The sequence below is a fragment of the Brevundimonas sp. MYb52 genome (genome assembly GCF_002979535.1).
In the GTDB taxonomy this organism is placed as follows: Bacteria; Pseudomonadota; Alphaproteobacteria; order Caulobacterales; family Caulobacteraceae; genus Brevundimonas.
In genome coordinates this window covers 129,876-145,103 of sequence record NZ_PCPB01000005.1, presented here as the reverse complement: position 1 = coordinate 145,103, position 15,228 = coordinate 129,876, and the positions used below count along the sequence as shown (strand labels likewise).

17 protein-coding genes are annotated in these 15,228 nt (G+C 67.4%); 8 read left to right on the top strand and 9 right to left on the bottom strand.

The window, feature by feature from the left end; translation table 11 throughout:
* Positions 1-99: 99 nt before the first annotated feature.
* The 5 genes from CQ039_RS08345 (at position 100) to CQ039_RS08325 (ending at position 3,110) form a co-directional block, all read left to right on the top strand.
* Positions 100-441, top strand: a complete 342-nt coding sequence (locus CQ039_RS08345; RefSeq protein WP_105564084.1) for a hypothetical protein — start codon at positions 100-102, stop codon at positions 439-441.
* Between the two features lie 120 nt (positions 442-561).
* Complete coding sequence (locus CQ039_RS08340) at positions 562-1,812, top strand: hypothetical protein (RefSeq protein WP_105564083.1); 1,251 nt, start codon at positions 562-564, stop codon at positions 1,810-1,812.
* An 88-nt stretch (positions 1,813-1,900) separates the two neighbouring features.
* Positions 1,901-2,251 (top strand): Grx4 family monothiol glutaredoxin, encoded by a 351-nt coding sequence (gene grxD / locus CQ039_RS08335; protein WP_105564108.1) that lies wholly within the window; start codon positions 1,901-1,903, stop codon positions 2,249-2,251.
* Between the two features lie 5 nt (positions 2,252-2,256).
* Entirely contained in the window at positions 2,257-2,682 is a 426-nt protein-coding gene (locus CQ039_RS08330) for a thioesterase family protein (RefSeq protein WP_105564082.1), read from the top strand.
* 71 nt (positions 2,683-2,753) lie between these two features.
* On the top strand, positions 2,754-3,110 hold the full coding sequence (locus tag CQ039_RS08325) for an endonuclease domain-containing protein (protein WP_105564081.1): 357 nt from the start codon (positions 2,754-2,756) through the stop codon (positions 3,108-3,110).
* Positions 3,111-3,176: 66 nt separating this feature from the next.
* Here the strand turns inward: CQ039_RS08325 and CQ039_RS08320 are convergent, their stop codons facing one another.
* Both CQ039_RS08320 and CQ039_RS16885 read right to left on the bottom strand, forming a co-directional pair.
* Entirely contained in the window at positions 3,177-3,575 is a 399-nt protein-coding gene (locus tag CQ039_RS08320) for a hypothetical protein (protein ID WP_105564080.1), read from the bottom strand.
* Positions 3,575-3,703: a hypothetical protein gene (locus tag CQ039_RS16885; protein ID WP_255413109.1), complete on the bottom strand. Its 129-nt coding sequence runs from the start codon at positions 3,701-3,703 to the stop codon at positions 3,575-3,577. Before CQ039_RS16885 ends, CQ039_RS08320 begins: the two co-directional genes overlap by 1 nt.
* A gap of 145 nt (positions 3,704-3,848) precedes the next feature.
* Between CQ039_RS16885 and CQ039_RS08315 the strand changes: the two genes are divergently transcribed.
* Entirely contained in the window at positions 3,849-4,964 is a 1,116-nt protein-coding gene (locus tag CQ039_RS08315) for an NADH:flavin oxidoreductase/NADH oxidase (RefSeq protein ID WP_105564079.1), read from the top strand.
* Here the strand turns inward: CQ039_RS08315 and CQ039_RS08310 are convergent.
* From CQ039_RS08310 to CQ039_RS08295, 4 genes are all read right to left on the bottom strand, one after another.
* Positions 4,934-7,312: an EAL domain-containing protein gene (locus CQ039_RS08310; protein WP_105564078.1), complete on the bottom strand. Its 2,379-nt coding sequence runs from the start codon at positions 7,310-7,312 to the stop codon at positions 4,934-4,936. The genes CQ039_RS08315 and CQ039_RS08310 overlap by 31 nt on opposite strands.
* 103 nt (positions 7,313-7,415) lie before the next feature.
* Positions 7,416-7,811 carry a hypothetical protein gene (locus CQ039_RS08305; RefSeq protein ID WP_105564077.1) on the bottom strand — a complete coding sequence of 132 codons (396 nt, stop codon included), beginning with the start codon at positions 7,809-7,811 and terminating at the stop codon, positions 7,416-7,418.
* 139 nt (positions 7,812-7,950) lie between these two features.
* On the bottom strand, positions 7,951-8,568 hold the full coding sequence (gene rpsD / locus CQ039_RS08300) for a 30S ribosomal protein S4 (RefSeq protein ID WP_105564076.1): 618 nt from the start codon (positions 8,566-8,568) through the stop codon (positions 7,951-7,953).
* 168 nt (positions 8,569-8,736) lie between these two features.
* On the bottom strand, positions 8,737-9,351 hold the full coding sequence (locus CQ039_RS08295; protein ID WP_105564075.1) for a superoxide dismutase: 615 nt from the start codon (positions 9,349-9,351) through the stop codon (positions 8,737-8,739).
* Positions 9,352-9,540: 189 nt separating this feature from the next.
* Here CQ039_RS08295 and CQ039_RS08290 point away from each other — a divergent pair, with 189 nt between their 5' ends.
* Both CQ039_RS08290 and CQ039_RS08285 read left to right on the top strand, forming a co-directional pair.
* Entirely contained in the window at positions 9,541-9,729 is a 189-nt protein-coding gene (locus tag CQ039_RS08290; protein WP_105564074.1) for a hypothetical protein, read from the top strand.
* A 57-nt stretch (positions 9,730-9,786) separates the two neighbouring features.
* A complete protein-coding gene (locus tag CQ039_RS08285; RefSeq protein WP_105564073.1) occupies positions 9,787-10,077 on the top strand; it encodes a hypothetical protein in 291 nt (96 codons plus the stop codon).
* A 1,128-nt stretch (positions 10,078-11,205) separates the two neighbouring features.
* Here CQ039_RS08285 and cckA read toward each other — a convergent pair.
* From cckA to fliR, 3 genes are all read right to left on the bottom strand, one after another.
* Positions 11,206-13,263 (bottom strand): cell cycle histidine kinase CckA, encoded by a 2,058-nt coding sequence (gene cckA, locus CQ039_RS08280; RefSeq protein WP_199183608.1) that lies wholly within the window; start codon positions 13,261-13,263, stop codon positions 11,206-11,208.
* A gap of 121 nt (positions 13,264-13,384) precedes the next feature.
* Positions 13,385-14,461, bottom strand: a complete 1,077-nt coding sequence (gene flhB / locus CQ039_RS08275; protein ID WP_105564072.1) for a flagellar biosynthesis protein FlhB — start codon at positions 14,459-14,461, stop codon at positions 13,385-13,387.
* Positions 14,454-15,224: a flagellar biosynthetic protein FliR gene (fliR, locus tag CQ039_RS08270; protein ID WP_105564071.1), complete on the bottom strand. Its 771-nt coding sequence runs from the start codon at positions 15,222-15,224 to the stop codon at positions 14,454-14,456. The genes flhB and fliR overlap by 8 nt, the downstream gene beginning before the upstream one ends.
* Positions 15,225-15,228 lie beyond the last annotated feature (4 nt).

Here is a 15,228-nt window from a genome sequence, read left to right as displayed (position 1 = left end):
GCTTTACTGAACGCGTCTTTCATCCGACACACGACCGTGGTTCTCTAGGGAGATGCGGCGCCGGGCTCCTTTCCTCCTCGGGGCGTCGTGGAGTTCTTGATGTTCATCGCTGTCGTCACCACCGCGCTTGCGGTTCTGGGTCCGCCCCAGACGACCCGGCTCGTCTCCTATGACGAGGCGGTGCGGTGCGCCGGACTGACCCAGGCAGCGTCGGAACTGGAGGGCGGCGAGAGCCGCTATGGCCGCACCCTCTACGACGCCGCCCTCTATTGGTCGCTGGCGGCCATGCAGGCGGCGACCGCAGCGGGACGCGATCCGACCGTGGCCGAAAACGACCAGACCCGAGCCCGCCTCGATTCGGTGAAACGCCTGTCCGCGGGCGAGGCGGACGCCCGCGCCGTGCTGCAACGCTGCCGCCAGAAGACCCCGCGCCTGGGCTAGGCGCAGGCCTCCGGCTTTCCACAGATATAGTTAAGCCGAACCCTTCGGGCGGCGCTGCGTTTGCTTGTCCGCAAGGAGGATCGCCCCTGCGATCCCGAAGCGGGACGATGAAGGCCAGCGATGTTCGAATTCGGCAGAGATCTGCGACGGCTGTTCGAGAAGGCGCGCGATAGCGACGATCTCGGCTGGCTGGAACTGGTCGGGGTCGGCCTGGTCGAGGTCGAGGCCCGCCAGCAGAGCGTCGACGTCGGCCGCGTCTCCTGCCCCCGCCCTCATGACGCCGCGCTGCGCGCCTCAGCCCTGTGGCGCGAACACGCCCGTCGCAGCGGCGCCGCGACCAGCCTGGACAAGGCGGAAACCGCCGCCCGCGACGCCGCTCGCCACGCCCACAATGACGATGAAACCATCCGCGCCACGCTGGAACTGGCCCAGACCGGGATGCTGGCCTTTGACCTGTGCGGCGAGCCCGCGCGGCTGGACGCCATCCTGACCCTGCTGGCCGCCCTGCCCCCCGCGCGACGCGGCGACACCGCTGCGGCGGTCGCCGCCCTGCACGCCCGCCTGCGCGCGCGTCAGGCCTCGATTGCGGGCGAGACCTCCGCCCTTCAAGAGGCCGCCGCCCTGCTGGACGCCGCCTTGCACGGTCTGAGAGGTCAGCAGCGATCGGTCGAAGACGACCTGCGGCTGGACCGCGCCGCCCTGATGCTGGAAGCCGGCCTGGCCGCGCGCGACCCCCGGATGCTCGACCAGGCCGGCGCCGACCTGCGCGCCCTGGTCGAGGCCGCCGCGCCGGAACAGCGCCCCCTCAGCCGCGCCCGCGCCCTGGCCCTGTGCGCGGCCGGGATGGCGGCCCTGGCGGCCATCGCCGACGATGTTCTGGCGCGTGATCAGGCCCACGCCCTGTTTGACGCCGCCGCCGACCAGTTCACCCCCGACCACAGCCCGCTGGACTGGGCCGCCATCCAGGTGCTGCGGGCCGAGCGCGAGACCCTGCCCCTGCTGGTGCTGGTCCAGGCCGAGGCCCTGACCGAGGGCGGCGGACTGGTCCTGGGCGCACTGGCCCATGAACGTCGTGTGGCTCAGGAGACGACGCGGGCGGGCTCGGTCGGCGACCTGACCGCCCTGCTGGAGATCGAGGCCGGCTTGCGCCGCCGTCTGGTTCGCCCCTCCGTGAGCTCGACGCCGCTGGACTGGGCCGCGGATCAGATCGGCATGGCCCGCATCGCCCTGGCGCGCGCCCGCTGGACGGGGCAAGCGCCCCATGATCTGGGCCTGATGCTGGTCGAGGCCGCCGCCACCGCGCGCGAATACGGCGCCCCCGCCCTGGCCCAACGCGCCGAGCGTCTGGCCCGCGCGCCCGAGGCGGTGTGAGCCCTTACGCCGCAGCGGCCTTGACCCGGCCCCATTGGGCGCCTAGCTGACGGGCTTCTCTGAAAGGCCCCTTACCGTGACCGATCAAATGACTGCTGACGCCGCCGCCGACCCCGTCCACGCCTTCATCGCCCAGACCGTGGCCGAGCATGACGTGGTCCTGTTCATGAAGGGCACGCCGGACGCGCCGCGCTGCGGCTTCTCCTCGCTGGCGGTGCAGATCCTCGACCACGTGGGCGCAGCCTTTGTCGGCGTCGACGTGCTTCAGGACGAGAGCCTGCGCGACGGCATCAAGAGCTTCACCGACTGGCCCACCATTCCCCAGCTCTATGTGAAGGGCGAGTTCGTCGGTGGTTCGGACATCGTGCGTGAGATGTTCCAGGCCGGCGAACTGCAGGCCCTGATGGTCGAGAAGGGCGTGCCCCTCGGCGAGGCCTAAGCCCCATGGCCCGGCCGCAGTTGCAACCGCGTGAGGACCGCGAGGTCTTCGTCGTCCCTCTGGACGTGCGGCCGGAACACATCGACGAGAACAACCACGTCAACAACGTGGTCTATGTCGGCTGGCTGCAGGACGTCGGCACCGCCCACTGGAACGCGCGCTTCGACGAGGCGACGCGGGCGAAGTGGTCCTGGGTCGCCCTGAGGCACGAGATCGACTACCTGCGCGCCATCGCGCCGGGCGCGACCGGCGTCGTCGCCCGCACCTGGGTCGGCGAGCCGCAAGGCCCGCGCTTCAACCGCTATGTCCGCATCGAGGACGCCGAAGGCCGCCTGTGCGCGCAAGGGCTGTCGGAATGGTGCCTGGTCGACGCCGCCACCCTGCGCCCCGCCCGCATCCCCGCAGAAATGCTGGGGCCGTTTTCGGCGTAAGCTCTTGCCCTTTCCTCCCTGTTGCGCAGCAATGGGGAGGGGGACCACGAAGTGGTGGAGGGGGCGGCGCAATGGCCGACAGCATAAGTCACGAACACGCGCGTCATATGCGACGCGCACTCACGCCGCCAGAAGCGCAACTTTGGACTCAGTTGAAAGGGCGCAAGCTGGAGGGACTGAAGTTCCGACGACAGCACCCGATCGGCCCCTATATCCTCGACTTCTATTGCGCCGAACGGAACCTCGCCGTGGAAGTCGATGGCATGATCCACGGCGACCCCGATCAGGCTCGCCATGATGAACGGCGGACGACTTGGCTGGCGTTACAGGAAGTGTCCGTTCTGCGCGTCGCTTCCTGCGACGTGCGGGACGATGTGGAAGGCGTTCTGAACGCGATCCGAGATGCGGCGTTTACACGGAAGGCCTAGCGCCGCCCCCTCCACCGCTTCGCGGTCCCCCTCCCCACAAAGTGGGGAGGAAAGACTTCGATAGGCCTACAGGCTGATCGGGTTCAGCACGCGGACGTGCTGGCCGGTGTTCAGGCCCAGTTCGGCGTAGGTCCAACTGACGGCGACGCCTTCGCGGACGATCGCCTTGCACAGGTCCGGGGCGCGACGGATGAGGCTGAGTTCAGCCGGCTCGTCGTCCTTGATCTTGACCTCGAAGCTGGACGCCTCGGTGCAACCGTTGGAGCCGACCACCACGGTCAGGCGCTGGCCGTCGAAATCGACCTTGCGGACGGCTTCCAGGGCTTCAGTCTGAGCCGAAGCCTGGCTGGCGGAGTTGATGTTGACCTTCCGCTCCCCGCCATCGTTCGAATAGATGACGCAGCCGCCCAGCAGCGGCAGCAGGGCGACGGCCGCGACGGCTGCCCTGATGGAGGCCTGGCGCATCAGTTGGCCTCGGCCGGGGTCGAGTGGATGACGCGGGTGGTCGGCTTGTCGCTGGCGATGATGATGCAGCCCGACAGCATGGGCGCGGCGATGGCGGCGACGGCGAGAGCGATGATGATACGGCGCATAGGTGTTCCCCTTCTTTGCTGGCTGGAAACTGCCAGCGTCGCCGTTCCAGATCACGTGAATAATCGGAAAGGCGGGGCTTGAACGGAACCGCCACAGTCATAGCTACTGTGACCCGCCTCCCCGGGACCATAGGATGACCCAAGCATGAGCCTGCTGTTCACCCCGCGCGCCGTCGGGCCGCTGACGTTGAAGAACCGCATCGTCGTCGCCCCCATGTGCCAGTATTCCGCCGTGGACGGCGTGCCCCAACCCTGGCACGCCCAGCACATCGCCCGCCTGGCCCTGTCGGGCGCGGGCCTGGTGGTGATCGAGGCCACGGGCGTCGAGGCGGCGGGCCGCATTTCCTGGGCCGACACCGGCCTGTGGAACGATGAGCAGGAAGCCGCCTTCGCCAGGATCATTCGCGACATCCGCACCTATTCCGACACGCCGATCGGGGTCCAACTGGCCCATGCAGGGCGCAAGGCCTCGACCAATCCGCCGTGGATCGACCGAGGCGGCCCCGCTCCCGCCGACAAGGCGTGGGAGACGTTTTCCGCCTCAGCCCAGGCCTTCAAGGCCGACTGGCACACGCCGAGCGCGCTGGACGCCGCGGGCATGGACCGGGTGGTCGAAGCCTTTGTCGATTCCGCCCGGCGCGCCGATCGGGCCGGGTTCGACCTGGTCGAACTGCACGCCGCCCACGGCTATCTTCTGACCCAGTTCCTGTCGCCGCTGTCGAACGAACGAACCGACGAATACGGCGGGTCGCTGGAGAACCGGATGCGCTTCCCGCTGCGGGTGGCCCAGGCCCTGCGCGACGCCTGGCCCCGCACCAAGGCGCTCGGCGTGCGTTTCAACGGCTCGGACTGGACCGAGGGCGGGATTACGCCGGACGAGGCCGCCGTCTTCGGTCAGGCCCTGCACGCCATGGGCTATGACTATCTGCACCTGACCAGCGGCGGCAATGTCGCCACGGCCCGCATCCCTGGGGCCGAACCCGGCTATCAGGTCGCCTTCGCCGAGGCCGTCAAGGCGGCGGTCCCCGAGGCCAATGTCATGGCGGTCGGCATGATCGTCACCCCGCAACAGGCCGAGGACCTGCTGGCTGCGGGCAAGACCGACCTGATCGCGGTCGCCCGCGCCGTGCTGGACGACCCCAACTGGGGCCATCACGCCGCCGTGGCCCTGGGTCAGCCAGAAGCCCTGCCCGTCCAGTACGAACGGGCGGGCGCAGCGCACTGGCCGGGCTATGCGGCGGCGCGAACCTCGGCGAGTTGAGCGTCCGGCAGGTTGGCCACGACAGCGGCCCCGTTCGACAGGGCGTCGGCTTCGGGCTGGGGCCGCCCCAGCAGATAGCCTTGAACCTCGTTGCAGCCCTGGGCGCGCAGGAAGGCCAACTGCTCGGCGGTTTCCACGCCCTCGGCCAGCACCGGGATCGACAGGCTTTCTCCGATGGTCAGAACGGCGCGGATGATGGCCTGCGACTGGGGCTGGTCGCCGTCCAGCTCGGTCATGAAGGACCGGTCCAGCTTGATCTTGTCGAAGGGGAAGGCCCGCAGGGTCGATAGCGAGGAATAGCCGGTGCCGAAGTCGTCCATGGCGATGGTGACGCCCAGATCCTTGAGCTGACGCAGGACGTGGGTGGTGCGCTCCATGTCGCTGATCATGGCCGTCTCGGTGATTTCCAGTTCCAGACGCGTGGCGTCCAGACCGGTCTCCTGCAGCACCTGCTGCACCAGGCGCGGCAGGTCCACATGGCCCAGTTGCACCGGCGAGAGGTTGACCGCGATCTTGTGCGGTTCGTCCCAGGTGGCGGCCTGCTTGCAGGCCTGACGCAGGACCCACTCGCCGATCGGCAGGATCAGGCCCGTCTCCTCGGCCACCGGGATGAAGTCCGACGGAGGGATGTAACGGCCGTCCTCGTCCTTCCAGCGCAGCAGGACCTCATAGCCCGTCGCCTTGCCGGTCTGAACCGAGGCCTGGACCTGATAGTGCAGCTCGAACCGCTGGTTATCCATGGCCTCGCGCAGGGCCTGGGTGACGCGACGGCGGGCGCGGACGGCCTGGTCCATGTCCGCTTCGTAGAAGCAGATGTCCTGGGTCAGCGAGGCCTTGGCGCGATACATGGCCAGGTCGGCGTTGTTGATCAGGGTCGACAGATTGTCGGCGTCCTCAGGCCACAGCGAGACGCCGATGCTGGCGCCGCAGGCGAGATCGGCGTGGTCGATGGTGACCGGCCGGATGACGGCGGCGCGCAGGCGCCTGGCCACGGCCTCGGCCTCGGCGCGCGACGACACCTCGGCCATGGCCACGAACTCGTCGCCGCCCTGGCGCGCGATGAACTCGCCCTCATGCAGGACTTCGCGCAGATGGTCCGAGATGCGGCACAGCAGTTGGTCGCCGACCGCGTGGCCGTAGAGGTCGTTGACCTCCTTGAAGCGGTTCAGGTCCAGGGCGAACAGGGCCAGGGTCGCGCCCGGCTTGATGGTGTCGGTCTGACGCGTCAGGCGTTCCAGGAAGGAGGCGCGGTTCGGCAGGCCGGTCAGGCTGTCGTTGCGGGCCAGGTGGGCGATGCGGCGCTCCTGGGCCTGACGCGCGCGCAGATCGCGGACAGCGTAGATCATGACCTCGCCCTCGCTGGCATGGTCGCGCTTGGCCGCCAGCTCGATCGGCAGGACCTCGTCCTCGGCGGTGGTCAGCGACGACTGCACCATGTCGCCGTCGGCCAGACGAGCCACGTCCTCGACCCAGCGTGACAGCTTCTGGCCGAGCAGGGCCTGGCGCTCGACGCCGACCAGCTTCAACAGGGCGCTGTTGGCGCCGACGATGACGCCGTCGCGCTCGACCGCCATGCCGTCCACGCCGCCTTCGATCAGGTGCTGCAGCCGGATTTCAGCCTGGCTGCGCGATTGGGTGTCCAGAGCATAGCTGGCGGCGCCGGCGCCAAGGACCAGCAGACCCACGCCCGCCACGCCGATGGCGATGGCCTGACGCGCGTCGTCGCCGGTCAGGACCCCGTCCTGGGGGGCGAAAGGCAGGATGGTCATGGCCGACATGGCGGTGAAGTGCAGGACGACGATGCCCAGAACCATCAGCACAACCGCCAGCCAGCTGTTGCGGGCCGTCGTGGACAGCTTCTCGGCCTTGAAAGCCGCCGCGCCGAACACCACCGAGCCTGCCACGGAAGCCACGACATAGGGGGTGGACCACTGGATCACGGCGTCGACCGCAAAGGCCGCCATGCCGATGAAATGCATCCCCGCCACCGCCATTCCGAACAGCGCGCCCCCGACCAGGGCCGCTCCGTTGAACCGCTGCGCGCCCATAATCAACGCCGCCCCGCTGCCCGCAATAGCGACAAACAGGGACAGGCCCGTCAATCCGGGTTCATAGGTGACCTGGACGCCCGGCTCATAGGCGATCATGGCGACGAAGTGGGTGCACCAGACCGTGGCGCCGCCGGCGACCGAGCCCAGGAAGACCCAGGCGGCGCGCGTTCCGGTCCGCGTGCTGCGAACCCGTTTCAGCAAGCTTACTGTAATCCAGCTGCCCAGGACACAGATCAGGGCGGCCAGGGCGACCAACGCCAGGTTATGGGCGTTGGTCAGGCAGTCAACGATACGCATGGAAACCGACGGAATGCGTTAGGGGGATGATGTCCCTAGCCGATCATTCCTTAATCCGCCGTCGTTCGACATGGCTAACAAAGCCTTGCCATTGAAGACTAGGTCAGGACCCGCGGTTCGGCTTGTCGTCCTGACGCATCATATAGGGGTTGTTGACCGACACTGCGGCGCCAGGCTCCAGACCCAGCTCCTCGAACGACCATTGCAGTTGAACGCCTTCGGACTTGATGTCGGTGCAACGGTCCTCGTCCACCCGGCGCAGGGTGATGACCGTGCTGTCGCGCAGGCGGGTGATGAAGGGTTTGACGTCCGCCTTGCTGGTGCAACCGTTCGAGCTGACCCAGAAGACCGCCGTATCGCGCGTGAAGGCGGCGGCGTGGATCGGCTCCAACTGGCCCGGCATGCCGGCGGTGGGCACGGCCGGTTCGCCGGTCACGGCGCAGCCCCCCGTCCCAAGGACGGCGGCCGCGACGGCGCAAAGGGCGAAGGTTCGTCTCATCTCGGCCTTCCAGGGCGGACCATGTTCGCCCGGTCAGAATGCGCTGCTTCCTTCCCCAAGGGAACAGCGGATGCTGAATAAGAAAGAAGCCCCGGTTCGCACCGGGGCTTCCATCAACTCTATCGTCGATCGCCTGAAATCAGGACGAGTAGTATTCGACGACCAGGTTCGGTTCCATCTTGACCGGATACGGCACGTCCGACAGTTCCGGCACGCGCACGTAGCGGACCGAGAAACCACGGTCGCCCTGTTCCAGGTAGTCAGGCACATCGCGTTCCGACGACTGCTGGGCTTCGAGCACCAGAGCCATGTTGCGCGACTTTTCCTTGACCTCGATGACCTGGCCCGGCTTGACGCGGTACGAACCGATGTCGACCTTCTTGCCGTCGACGGTCACGTGGCCGTGGCTGACGAACTGGCGAGCGGCCCAGACGGTCGGGACGAACTTGGCGCGGTAGACGATGGCGTCCAGACGCGATTCCAGCAGACCGATCAGGTTTTCCGAGGTGTTGCCCTTACGACGACCGGCTTCGTCGTAGATGGCCGAGAATTGCTTCTCGGTGATGTTGCCGTAGTAGCCCTTGAGCTTCTGCTTGGCCTTCAGCTGCAGGCCGAAGTCCGAGACTTTCGACTTGCGGCGCTGACCGTGCTGGCCGGGGCCGTACGAGCGCTTGTTAACCGGCGATTTCGCGCGGCCCCACAGGTTTTCACCCATGACCCGATCGAGTTTGTACTTGGCGCTATGGCGCTTGGACATAAGTCACTCTTCATGCTGATGCGGCCCGGCCCCTCCCCGATTGGAGCGGCGATCTCAACGGCGGTCCACGCATCGTCCGTAGTCAGTTCGCGCCTCGGGTCGAAACCCGATGCGAGAAGGGCGGGCTTATGAAGGCCCGCCCTCCCGGAGTCAAGCTGCGCGGGCGTTTCAGCCCTTGGCGGCTTCGTACAGTTCGTTGACCTTGTTCCAGTTCACCACCGACCAGAAGGCCTTGAGGTAGTCAACGCGGCGGTTCTGGTACTTGAGGTAATAGGCGTGCTCCCAGACGTCGGCGGCCAGAAGGACAGCGCCCTTCTCGTCGGCCACGTCCATCAGCGGGTTGTCCTGGTTCGGGGTCGAAGTGACCTTCAGCTTGCCGTCCTGAAGGATCAGCCAAGCCCAGCCCGAGCCGAACTGGCCGGCGCCGGCGGCGTCGAAGTCAGCCTTGAACTTGTCCAGACCGCCCAGTTCGGCGTCGATCTTGGCGGCCAGCTCAGCCGAGGGCTCGCCGGCCTGATCGGCGGGGGCCAGCAGTTCCCAGAACAGGCTGTGGTTCCAGTGACCGCCGCCGTTGTTGCGAACCGCCTTGGGCAGCTTCGACATCTCGGCGAACAGCTCTTCCAGCGACTTGCCCTGCAGCGAGGCGTCGGCGTCCACGGCCTTGTTCAGGTTGTCGACATAGGTCTGGTGGTGCTTGTCGTGGTGGAAGGTCATCGTCTCCTTGTCGATGGCCGGCTCCAGCGCGTCATAGGCGTAGGGCAGCGGGGGCAGGGTGAAGGCCATGGGAGGTTCCTCTTCCGGGTTATGATTCGTCTGGCCCCTATCTAGGGCGGCGCACGAAAGACCCAAGCCTTTACGGCGGAGTTTGTTCAGTTTTTCGCTCGATATGACACGTTCTGGAACCGGAACGGCGAAACAGCCGTTTTCAGAGGCTGTCTCGCCTCCCCCGAGGCGCTCTGATGGAGGATCGCCGTGCCTGCCCGATCCGCCCGCCCAACGGCGCCGCTCAGCGACGCCGAAGCCGAGACCCTGAGGCTGCAACTGCTGGAGATCATCCCGCGCCTGCGCCGCCACCACCTGCTCGACCTGGCCGACACCCTGCACGAGGCCGCCCGCGAACGCCGCGACGGCGAACCGCGCCATTTTGACGTGAGGGTGTAGGCGGCCGACCGCATGGCGGAGCTGGCGCTTGCGCGACGCGCCGGGTCAGGCAGACTGATGAAAATCGGAGCTGCGGGGAACATCGCCATGCTGAAATCTTGCGCCATTGCGGCCGCCGTCCTGGTGAGCGGCCTGACCCTGTTCGCCTGCGCCGCCGGTCCTGCGGAGACGGTGCGTTCAGCCGCCGCTGGCCCGCAATGCCGAACCACGCCACAGCCCGGCGGCGGCTCGACGATAAACTGCCCCCTGTGGGAACGGACCACGACGACGACCACCACCACGACCACCCAGCCCAACGGCGAAACCACGACAACCGTGGAGCACACCCGGACCGGCGGCGACGCCTAGTCGGGCGAAGTGATCGCTTTCCTCCCTGTCGCGCAGCGATGGGGAGGTGGCGCGGCGCGAGAGCGCCGTGACGGAGGGGGCGACGCCGCCCCGTCCAATCTGCGCCTCAACATTCAACGTCGCGTCGCCCCCTCCACCACTCCGTGGTCCCCCTCCCCATGAAATGGGGAGGAAAGGAGGATAGCCCGCACACTGTCGTCGCAATGCGGCAGCGGCGAATGTCCGCTAGGGGTGGAAAGCGGCCTCACTACTTCGAAGTATCCCCGTTGTTCGGCAGAAGCCGCCCGCAGGGTGATAGACCATCAGCCCCCGATAGAGGGCGTACAGACCGACTGTGAAAATAGTGAGCGCCCTACAGGGTAAAACACTTCCTTGCCGCCTTTCCTACCCGCAGCGAAGTTAATCCACCTGACACCGCACCGTGTACGGTAGCTGTAGGAATAGCTCTCCTCGCCGTTTTGGGACGCGACGACGACCTGATCATCTCTATTCGCGCCGTCAGCCTCAAGCTGGAAGTCGTATCCGCCAAAATGCCATTCTTCTCCGGTCGACGGCGGCGCCATGATGTAGAGACCTGAAAATGTTACACATTTTGCCATGCCCTCCCCGCACGGGGCCAAGTTGTCTCCAATATCGGAGTATCCCCCGACCTCCGACACATCGCCGTAGTTCCGGTAGGCACCTGCATCCAAGTGCAAAGCTACTACAGACGGGTTCATGTTTGACTTGAAGACGATCGTCTCCCCCCGAAACCCTTCCTGCGCTTGCGGAGCCTCGACACTTTCCTCTGGAGAGCAAGCAACCAGAACCAGTGGCAATGTAAGGATACCGAGGCCTCTCATATGCCGAACGTCCTTTCTTACAATGACAGCAGGCTCAGCAGTCTTTCTGCCAGCGTTGCGGGCACCATAACCAGATGGCCTTGATGTCCGCTATGGGTCGATTGCGGACATTGGCTTCCGGCTCAAAAGCGGACTCTCGCGCCCGAGCCTTCCCCTGCCGTCATCCCGGCCGAAGCGAAGCGAAGAGCCGGGACCCAGGCGCCGGCTCTTGCCGGGACGGCGCCTGTGATCCTGCGCCTGGGTCCTGGGTTCTGCGGCGCAGCCCCGGGATGACGGCGGTGAAGGCTTAGCCCGCGTGAAGTTCCTGCTTCACGCGCTCGGCCAGGGTCTTGATGTCCAGGGGCTTGGGCAGGAAGGAGACGCCCGTTTCGTCCTGCAACAGGTCCGAGAAGTCGCTCTCGGCATAGCCCGAAATGAACATGACCGGGGCGTCGCCGAGGAAGGGCCGGGCCTTGCGCAGCAGGGACGGGCCGTCCAGCCCCGGCATGATGACGTCGGAGATCATCATGTCGATCTGACCGGCCCATTCCTCAGCCAGGATCAGGGCCTCCTCGCCGTCGCAGGCCTCGATCACCTCATAGCCGCGCTGGCGCAGCAGGCGGGCGGCGATGCCGCGCACGGCGGCCTCGTCCTCGACGAACAGGATGCGGCCCGCGCCCGACAGGTCGCGCGGCGCGGCCTTGACCACCTTCTCGACCACGGGGGCGGCGACCAGTTCCTCGGCCGAGGCGGCGGGCAGGAAGATGCGGAAGGCGGCGCCGGCTCCCTCCAGGTTCGAGACGCTGATGTGGCCGCCCGCCTGCTGGACGATGCCATAGACGGTGGCCAGGCCCATGCCGGTGCCTTCGTTAACCGCCTTGGTGGTGAAGAAGGGCTCGAAGATCTTGTCGACCAGTTCGGGCGGCACGCCGGGGCCGGTGTCGGACACCTCGATCAGGGCGACCTCGCCCTTGGCCTCGCGCCAGCCCATGTCGCGGGCTTGCCCCTCGGTCAGGCGGCGGGTTCGAATCGTGACCACGCCCGCGCCCGGCTCGACCACGCCGCGCATGGCGTCGCGGGCGTTGACCGCCAGGTTCATGACGGCGGTTTCCAGCTGGCTCTTGTCGGCCAGGACCAGGGGCATGTCGCGGCCGTAGTCGGTTTCCAGCCGCACGTCCTCGCGCAGCAGGCGGCGCAGCAGAACGGCGAACTCGCCGACCAGTTCGCCGAGGTCCAGCCGCTCGCGCCGCACCGTGGACTTGCGCGAGAAGGCCAGCAGCTTGCGCACCAGATCGGCGGCGCGGATGCCGGTCTGGCGAATCTGGTTCAGGCCGTCATAGGAGGGGTCGCCGACCGGGTGGCGTTCCAGCAGCTCGGACAGCTGCATCTGGATGGCGGTCAGCAGGTTGTTGAAGTCGTGCGCCACGCCGCCGGCCAGCTGGCCCACGGCCTGCATCTTCTGGGCCTGCGACAGCTGCAGCTCCATCGACTTCTGCGACGAGACGTCGAACAGCCAGACGCGGCGCTTGTCGCCTTCGGGGGCGACATAGAGGTGCAGGTGGCGGTCGGGATAGGCGCGGGCCACCAGCTCGATCGGGCCGGAAGACCCAGCCTCCAGCTTGGTCCTGGCCTCGGTCACGCCCGCCAGGTCGAACAGGTGGCCGAAGGCGGCGTCGCCCGAGGCGGCGGGGCCGGTCAGGACGGCGAGCGCGGCGTTGGAATCCTCGGCCCGGCCCGCGAACAGGTCGTCGCCGGCGATGACCGTGGACCCGAAAGGCGCGCCGGCGGCCATGGCGCGGGCCTCGCCGCTGACCTTGGCGGGGGCGACCACGGGCGCGGTCTGCGGCACCGGCAGGACGGCGTCGGGGGCGGCGCGGACCAGGAAACGCCCCTGCCCCGCCTGGCCGATCAGGACCTCGATCTCGCGCGCGCCGATCTGGACGATGGCGCGGCCCTGATGGCCTTCGCGGGCCTGGGCGAAGGCCATGTAGAGGGCCTGGGCCGACTTGCCGCGCGGAAGGGCGGTGACGGCGCCGTTCTCGTCGGCCCAGGCGCCGTTGTAGGCCAGGACCTGACCGGACGGCCAGACCAGGGCGGCCGGCTCGGCCATCGCGTCCAGCATCTCGACCGCCGTGTCGCCGTGGGCGCGGCGCACCTCGGCGCGTCCGAAGGCGAACAGCCAGATCAGGGCTGTCGCCCCCGCCGCGAAGATCAGGATCAGCCCCGGCGCCGTCATGGCATTGGCGCGGAACGCCGGATAGACCATGGCCGCAACCGCCAGGGCGAAGCCAAGCGCCATCACCACCAGCAGGGGATCAAAGGTCGGACGGCGCGTCGCCGCCGCTTTCGGCCGGGAAATCGTCATGGCGTCCTGCCCGCGCGAATCAGTGGTGGTCAGCATATCGGAGCTCTGGCCTGCGCCATAACGGGACAAACCTTTCCTCCCCATTCCATGGGGAGGAAAGCCCGGCCTGCGCCTTCGCCCCTCACCGCCGCTTCCGTCCCTGCATGACGAAGCCGATCACCTTGGCCGCGGCCTCGAAGTGTTCGCGCGGGATAACCTCGTCCACCTCGACCGTCGCATAGAGGGCGCGGGCCAGGGGCACGTTCTCGACCACCGGGACGCCGCTCTCCTTGGCCAGTTCGCGGATGCGCAGGGCCACCGCGTCCACGCCCTTGGCGACGCAGATGGGGGCGCCGTCACCCTGATCGGGCTCATAGCGCAGGGCCACCGAGTAGTGGGTCGGGTTGGTGATCACCACGGTGGCGCCGGGCACGGCCTGCATCATGCGCTGGCGGCTGCGCTGCATGCGGATCTGGCGCAGCTTGCCCTTAATATGCGGGTCGCCCTCGGTCTGCTTGTAGTCTTCCTTGGTCTCTTCCTTGGTCATCCGCATCCGCTTGGCGAAGCGGAACTTCTGCCAGATGAAGTCGGCCCCGGCGGTGAAGGCCAGGAAGATCAGGGCCGAGATCATCAGCGCCGCCGCCAGGTCCCGCGCGAAGGGCAGGATCAGGGCCGGGCTCATGGCGGCCAGGTTTTCCAGCTCGCGCGTGTGCGGTTTGAGCACCCACCAGCAGACCGCGCCGATGGCCACCAGTTTGAGGAAGGTCTTGATGAACTGGACGATGCCGTCCGGGCCGAAGATGCGTTTGAAGCCCGACAGGGGGCTGACCGCCGACCACTTGGGCTTGATCTTCTCGGTGGTGAACAGGAAGCCCGACTGGGCCAGATTGCCGCCCACGCCGCCGATGATGACCGCCAGCATCAGGGCCGCCAGAAAGGGCGTCACGGCCCAGACGGCGCGCATGCCGATCTCGACCCCGGCCCCGGCTTGCAGACCGCCCATCATGGCGTGAGGCTCGGCCAGAAAGGGCAGCATATCCTCGGCCATCTGACGCGAGAAATAGCCGCCGCCGACCAGCAGAACCGCCGTCGCCCCCGCCAGGGACATGGCCGCCGCCACATCCGGCGACTTGGCGACGTCACCCTTTTTTCGGGCCTCCTCAAGCTTTCGCGGGGTGGCCTCTTCGGTTTTCGACTCGGGATCGGAACCTTCAGCCAAGGCTCCCTCCCGTGAACACCCGCGCCAGGGCGCGATAGCGGTCGATGAAGATGGTCCCCATCACGCCCAGACTCAGCGCGAAGATCGAAAGGCCCAGAAGCACGCTGAGCGGGGCGGCGGCGAAATAGACCTGAAAGGCCGGCATGACCCGCGCGATCAGGCCAGACGCCAGGTTGAAGATCAGGGCGAAGACCAGCACCGGCGCCGACAACTGGACCCCCAGCATGAAGCTCTCGCTCAGGGTTCGAACCGCCAGGGCGGCGAAGTCGGGCGCGATCATCGGCTTGGCCGGAGAGATGGCTTCGTAGGAGCCCAGGATGCCGGCGATGAACAGATGGTGAGTGTTGGTGGCGAAGATCAGCGTCACCCCCAACAGCATCAAAAAGGCCGACAGGGTCGAACCGGGCGAGGCCTGCAAGGGGTTGGCCGTCTGGGCGAACCCCAGGGTGGTCTGCTGCGAGATGATCTCGCCCGCCGTGACCAGGGCCGTCATGAAGCTGCGCAGGATGACGCCGATGGCCAGACCCGTCGCCACTTCGCGGATGATCCAGCCGACCATGCCGCCCAGGGTCGGCGGCAGGGCCGGCAGGGTCCCGGCCACCAGGGGCCACATCACCAGCGACAGCAACAGGGCCAGCGACAGACGCACGCGCGGCGGCACATAGCTTTCGCCAATGCCGGGAATGGTCATCAGGATCGCGCCGACGCGCGCGAAGATCAGGCCGCCGGCCCAGATCTGTTCGGCGGTGGCGTAGGATTCCACGTGC

Coding starts and splice junctions, on each gene's coding strand:
- CQ039_RS08320 (WP_105564080.1), bottom strand. CDS start 3,575: ATGCGCCAGGCCTCCATCAGGGCAGCCGTCGCGGCCGTCGCCCTGCTG.
- rpsD (WP_105564076.1), bottom strand. CDS start 8,568: ATGTCCAAGCGCCATAGCGCCAAGTACAAACTCGATCGGGTCATGGGT.
- CQ039_RS08305 (WP_105564077.1), bottom strand. CDS start 7,811: ATGAGACGAACCTTCGCCCTTTGCGCCGTCGCGGCCGCCGTCCTTGGG.
- CQ039_RS08310 (WP_105564078.1), bottom strand. CDS start 7,312: ATGCGTATCGTTGACTGCCTGACCAACGCCCATAACCTGGCGTTGGTC.
- CQ039_RS08330 (WP_105564082.1), top strand. CDS start 2,257: ATGGCCCGGCCGCAGTTGCAACCGCGTGAGGACCGCGAGGTCTTCGTC.
- cckA (WP_199183608.1), bottom strand. CDS start 13,263: ATGACGATTTCCCGGCCGAAAGCGGCGGCGACGCGCCGTCCGACCTTT.
- CQ039_RS16885 (WP_255413109.1), bottom strand. CDS start 3,703: ATGCGCCGTATCATCATCGCTCTCGCCGTCGCCGCCATCGCCGCGCCC.
- CQ039_RS08315 (WP_105564079.1), top strand. CDS start 3,849: ATGAGCCTGCTGTTCACCCCGCGCGCCGTCGGGCCGCTGACGTTGAAG.
- CQ039_RS08295 (WP_105564075.1), bottom strand. CDS start 9,351: ATGGCCTTCACCCTGCCCCCGCTGCCCTACGCCTATGACGCGCTGGAG.
- CQ039_RS08325 (WP_105564081.1), top strand. CDS start 2,754: ATGGCCGACAGCATAAGTCACGAACACGCGCGTCATATGCGACGCGCA.
- CQ039_RS08345 (WP_105564084.1), top strand. CDS start 100: ATGTTCATCGCTGTCGTCACCACCGCGCTTGCGGTTCTGGGTCCGCCC.
- CQ039_RS08285 (WP_105564073.1), top strand. CDS start 9,787: ATGAAAATCGGAGCTGCGGGGAACATCGCCATGCTGAAATCTTGCGCC.
- grxD (WP_105564108.1), top strand. CDS start 1,901: ATGACTGCTGACGCCGCCGCCGACCCCGTCCACGCCTTCATCGCCCAG.
- CQ039_RS08340 (WP_105564083.1), top strand. CDS start 562: ATGTTCGAATTCGGCAGAGATCTGCGACGGCTGTTCGAGAAGGCGCGC.